The sequence below is a fragment of the Streptomyces sp. SID14436 genome, assembly GCF_010548465.1.
Lineage (GTDB): Bacteria > Actinomycetota > Actinomycetes > Streptomycetales > Streptomycetaceae > Streptomyces.
Map to the genome: position 1 here is coordinate 1 of NZ_JAAGMD010000055.1, position 4,517 is coordinate 4,517.

General features: G+C 72.9%; 6 protein-coding genes. All 6 read right to left on the reverse strand.

Annotated features, from left to right (window positions below; all coding sequences use genetic code 11):
* Positions 1–40: 40 nt before the first annotated feature.
* Positions 41–367, reverse strand: a complete 327-nt coding sequence (locus G3I53_RS02010) for a hypothetical protein (protein ID WP_164332707.1) — start codon at positions 365–367, stop codon at positions 41–43.
* A 165-nt stretch (positions 368–532) separates the two neighbouring features.
* Positions 533–1,756 carry a cytochrome P450 gene (locus G3I53_RS02015; RefSeq protein WP_164332706.1) on the reverse strand — a complete coding sequence of 408 codons (1,224 nt, stop codon included), beginning with the start codon at positions 1,754–1,756 and terminating at the stop codon, positions 533–535.
* Positions 1,757–1,766: 10 nt separating this feature from the next.
* Complete coding sequence (locus G3I53_RS02020) at positions 1,767–2,996, reverse strand: cytochrome P450 (protein ID WP_164332705.1); 1,230 nt, start codon at positions 2,994–2,996, stop codon at positions 1,767–1,769.
* Entirely contained in the window at positions 2,993–3,613 is a 621-nt protein-coding gene (locus G3I53_RS02025) for an ATP/GTP-binding protein (protein ID WP_164332704.1), read from the reverse strand. Before G3I53_RS02025 ends, G3I53_RS02020 begins: the two co-directional genes overlap by 4 nt.
* Positions 3,591–3,944, reverse strand: a complete 354-nt coding sequence (locus G3I53_RS02030) for a DUF742 domain-containing protein (RefSeq protein WP_164332703.1) — start codon at positions 3,942–3,944, stop codon at positions 3,591–3,593. The genes G3I53_RS02025 and G3I53_RS02030 overlap by 23 nt, the downstream gene beginning before the upstream one ends.
* On the reverse strand, positions 3,941–4,363 hold the full coding sequence (locus tag G3I53_RS02035) for a roadblock/LC7 domain-containing protein (protein WP_164332702.1): 423 nt from the start codon (positions 4,361–4,363) through the stop codon (positions 3,941–3,943). Before G3I53_RS02035 ends, G3I53_RS02030 begins: the two co-directional genes overlap by 4 nt.
* Positions 4,364–4,517 lie beyond the last annotated feature (154 nt).

Here is a 4,517-nt window from a genome sequence, read left to right on the forward strand (position 1 = left end):
CCGGCCCGCGACGGGTGAAGGTGCCCCGCGCCGGCGTCCGTCAGGCGCGCTCCGGCCCGTCCGTGTCCGCCTCGCCCCGGGCCGTACCCCGCTCCCGGCGGCGCCCCAGCAGCCCCGTGCCCGCGATCACCAGCCCGACGGCCACCACCTTGGCGACCTGGTGGTAGCCGGTCGCCGGGGTGTCCGGTGTGCCGGGCAGGCCGAGGAACATCCACCCCGCGGCGGCCCCGCCGACGACGACCAGCGCGACCGCCCCCCAGGTGCCGAGGTCCGCCCACCACGGGGCGCCCGGGTCGAAGGAGCCGGTCCCGGCGTCATCCGTGCGTGCCGTGCCGCCGTCGGTGCCTTCGGCGTGCTGATCGCTCAAGATTCCCGCTCCCGCGTGTGGGCCGTCGTTCACGTCAGAGGACGCGGGCCCGGTGCCCGGGGTTCACCCGGGGCGGCATCGTTCCCCGCCGGAGAACGGCCGGAGAACGGCCGGAACACGGCCGGCGGCGGTGGACCCCTCCCCGCCGCCGGCCGTGCCGGGGGCTCAGCCCGCGTGCAGACGCACCGGCAGGCGCTGGTGTCCGTTGCTGATCAGGGACGGGACGGGGGGCAGGTCGGCCGCCGGTTCCGCCAGGCGGATCTCCGGGAAGCGGTCGAAGAGGCGCTGCAGCGCGAGGGTGACCTCCATGCGGGCGAGGGGGGCACCGAGGCAGAAGTGCACCCCGTGGCCGAAGGCCATGTGGTCCTTGACCGTGCGGGTCGCGTCGAAGGTGTCGGCGTCGTCGTGCCAGTCGGGATGCCGGTTGGCGGCCGCGTAGGAGGCGAGTATGGCCTCCCCGCGGGCGATGGTCCGCCCGTCGGGCAGCGGGATGTCGGTGACCGCGAACCGCAACGGCAGGTGCTTGACGGCGGGTTCGTGACGCAGGGTCTCCTCGACGACGTCGTCCCAGGTGACCGTGCCCTTGCGGACGAGGTCGAGCTGCCCGGGCCGGGTCAGCAGGGTGAACACCGCCTGGTCTATGACGTTGACCGTGGTCTCGTACCCGGCGCTGATCATCAGCAGCAGGGTGTCGCGCAGCTCGTCGTGGGAGAGCCGGGCGCCGTCGCTCTCGTCGTCGCGGGCCGCGATCAGCAGGGACGTCATGTCGTCGCCGGGGTCGGTGCGCTTCTCGGCGATGAGCTGGTCCAGACGCTCGTACAGCAGCGCCGCGTTGGCCTGCGCCTCGGCCGGGTTCAGGGTGGTGTCGAAGACACCGTCGACCTGGGCCCGGAAGTCGTGGCGGCGGTTCTCCGGTACGCCCATCAGGTGGCTGATCACCGCGATGGGAAGCGGATAGGCCAGCTCCTGACGCAGGTCCACGGTGCGGTCGGCCGGCAGCGCGGCGAGACGGTCGACGATGGCGTCCACCAGTTCCTCCACCGCCGGCCGCAGGGCGGCTATTCGGCGGGAGCTGAAGGCCGGCGCGACCAGCCGGCGCAGCTTGCGGTGCTGCGGACCGTACGCGGTGAACATGTTCTCCACCGCGACCCACAGGGCCAACGGCCAGGTGCTGACGGCCTGTTCGAAGCCGGGCCAGTGCGCGCGGGCGTCCTTGGAGACGTCGGCGCTGGTGAGCAGCTGTTTGAGCAGGACGGGGTCGGAGACGGACCACGCCTCCACCCCGAGGACGTCCACCCTGGTGGCCACACCGCGGGCGCGCAGGGCGCGTTGCTCGGCTATGTGGTCGGTGCCGGAGGGATCGAGGACGAGGGGGGTCTGCTGGGACATGACCGGGCTCCTAGGCGTGGGGCGGGAACGTGACGGGCAGGGATTCCAGGGCCCGGTGGAACGGGCCCGGGCGCCAGGTGAGTTCGGCGGCGGGACGGCCGAGGTCCGTCTCCGGCAGTGCGTCGAGGAGGTGGGCGACGGCCGTCTCCGCGATGAGGTAGGCGTGCGAGCGGGCGGGGCAGGTGTGCGGTCCGACGCTCCACGCCAGATGGGCGCGGTTGCCCGCGAGACGGGTCCCGGACACACCGTCGGTGAGGGCGGGGTCGTTGTTGGCGGCCGCCATGGAGATGACCACCGGCTGGTGGGCCGGCAGGAGCACCCCGTCCACGTCGATCGGGTACGGCGGGTACGAGATGCAGTAGTTCGCCATCGGCGGGTCGGTGTAGAGGACGGTGTCCAGCGCGTCGCGCACCGTGGACAGGCCGGCGTGCAGGTCGGCGGAGAAGTCCTCGTCGGTGAGGATCTTCAGGACGGTGTTGCTGATCAGGTTGGTGAGCGGTTCGATGCCCGCGCCGTAGAGGGTGACGAGCTGATGGCCCATCTCCTCGTCGGTCAGCCGCGCCGGGTGGCCGACCAGGCGGGAGGTGATGTCGTCGCCCGGGTGTTCCCGGCGCAGCGTCACCAGGTCGCTGACGGCCTGCGCCAGGATGCGGTTGCCCTCCGCCGCGTCCGTGGCGTCGAAGATCCTCGCCATGCCGTCGGCGATGCGCCGGCCGATCTCGTCCGGGCAGCCCAGCAGGGCGCTCAGGACGCGGAAGGCGATGGGGAAGGAGTATTGCGTGAGCAGGTCGGCCTCGCCCAGCGCGCGGAACTGGTCGATGGCCTCGTCCGCCACCTTCTCCACCAGGGCGCGCAGCGCGTGCTGGTCGACCTGGTCGATCGCCGCGGTGTTCGCGCCCCGGTAGCGGGCGTGTTCGGCGCCGCCCGAGCGCAGCGCGTTGGGACGCCACTCCATCATCGGCCGCACCGGGCACGACGCGGGGACCGTCTTCTCCCAGACGCGGGGGTCGGCGGGGAAGTGCAGCGGGTCGTTGAGGATGCGGCGCGCCTGGTAGTAGCCGATCACGAGGGTCGCGGGTACCCCGGGCGCGAGGTCGACGGGGACCAGCGGGCCGTGCGTGTCCCGCATGCGCCGGTAGCCGGCGTGCGGGTCGGCGGCGAACTCGGGGGAGTACAGCGGGTACCGGTCCGGCGGGCTCGCCGGTCCGGGCTCGGCGGGCTCGGCGGAGGGCATCGTCATCGGAGGGTCTCCAGGGGTTGGGCCGACCGGCGTTCGGTGAGGTATTCGGTGAGTTTGATCAGCGCGTGCAGGGAGGACGTGCGGTCCCGGGCGTCGCAGGCCGTCAGCGGCGTCGCGTCGTCCAGGGCCAGTGCCTGGCGCACCTCCTCGTCGGGGTAGGACGGGGCGCCGGGGAAGGTGTTGATGGCGACGGCGTAGGGGATGGCCGCGTTGTCCAGGAGGGTGAGCGCGTCGTGGGAGGCGTCGAGCTCGCGGGTGTCGGCCAGGACGAGGCAGCCCAGCGCGCCCTCGGCGAGGTCCTCCCACAACGGCTGGAAACGGGCCTGCCCCGGCAGTCCGAACAGGTACAGGGCGATCCTGCCGCCCGCCATGTGGATCCGGCCGAAGTCCATGGCCACGGTGGTCGTCGTCTTGTGCGGAGTACCGCGCAGATCGTCCACCCCGACGCTGGCCTGGGTGATGGGCTCCTCCATCCGCAGGGGCTTCACCTCGGAGACGCTGCCGATGAACGTCGTCTTGCCGACGCCGAAACCCCCCGCGACCACGATCTTGGCCGACCGCGTCACCGAGGCCGGGACGTAGGTGACGGGCGGGTCAGACCATGGAGCGAAGTCCACGGAGCACCTCCTGCAGCAGGTCGAAGTCGGGCTGGTGGCCGGGCTCCGCGGCCGGAGCGGCCAGGTGGCCGGAGTCCATCAGCGACGACACGAGGATCCGCACCGTCGACGGCGGCAGCTCCAGCGCGGCGGCGATGTCGGCGACGGCCAGGCCGCCGTGGGCGCCGGTGAACAGACGCATCACCCGGCGGGCGTCCGGCCCCAGCGTGTCCGTGGGGCCGGTCGCGGCGACGAGCACGCTCTCCAGACGCACGTCGGCACGGGGCCTGACCTGCCCGCCGGTACGGACGTAGGGCCTGACCATGTCCGGGTCACGCCGCGGCCCCGTCATGCCCGGAAGCCGCCGTCCACGGCAGGCTGTCGCTCCGCGGTGGCCATCTCGTGCCCGACGCGGGTGGCCAGCCGCACCATGTGGTGGGAGATCAGCCCCACATCGGCGTCCGGGCCCGTGGTGCACACCGACAGCATGGTGTTCTTCGCGGCGGTGGTCGTCAGGCCGATGCAGCCCACCGACTCGATCAGCAACTGGCGCATGCCGTCGCCACCGGTGAACTCGTCCCACGCCTTCCCCGCGGCCCGCAGCGCGGCGGTCAGCGCGGCGAACTTCTCCCCGTCGTCCTGACCGATCGTCTCGGTCCGGGCCTTGAGGAGGCCGTCGCTGCTCATGAGGACGGCGTACCGCACGCCTTCGACGGTGCCGAGTTCCTGGTCGAGCAGCCAGCCCAGGCTGTTGGAGTGTGTGTCTCGCACGGTCAGTGTCCTTCGTCGTGTGCGTCGTGTGCGGGGGTCGCCTCGGGTTCGTCAGGGGCGGGGGAGGGTTCGTCCCGCCGGCCGCGGCGGGTGCCCTCGGCCCAGGCGGCGGCGATGGCCGGGCGGCCCGGCTCCGTCGGCGGGGGAGCGGCGG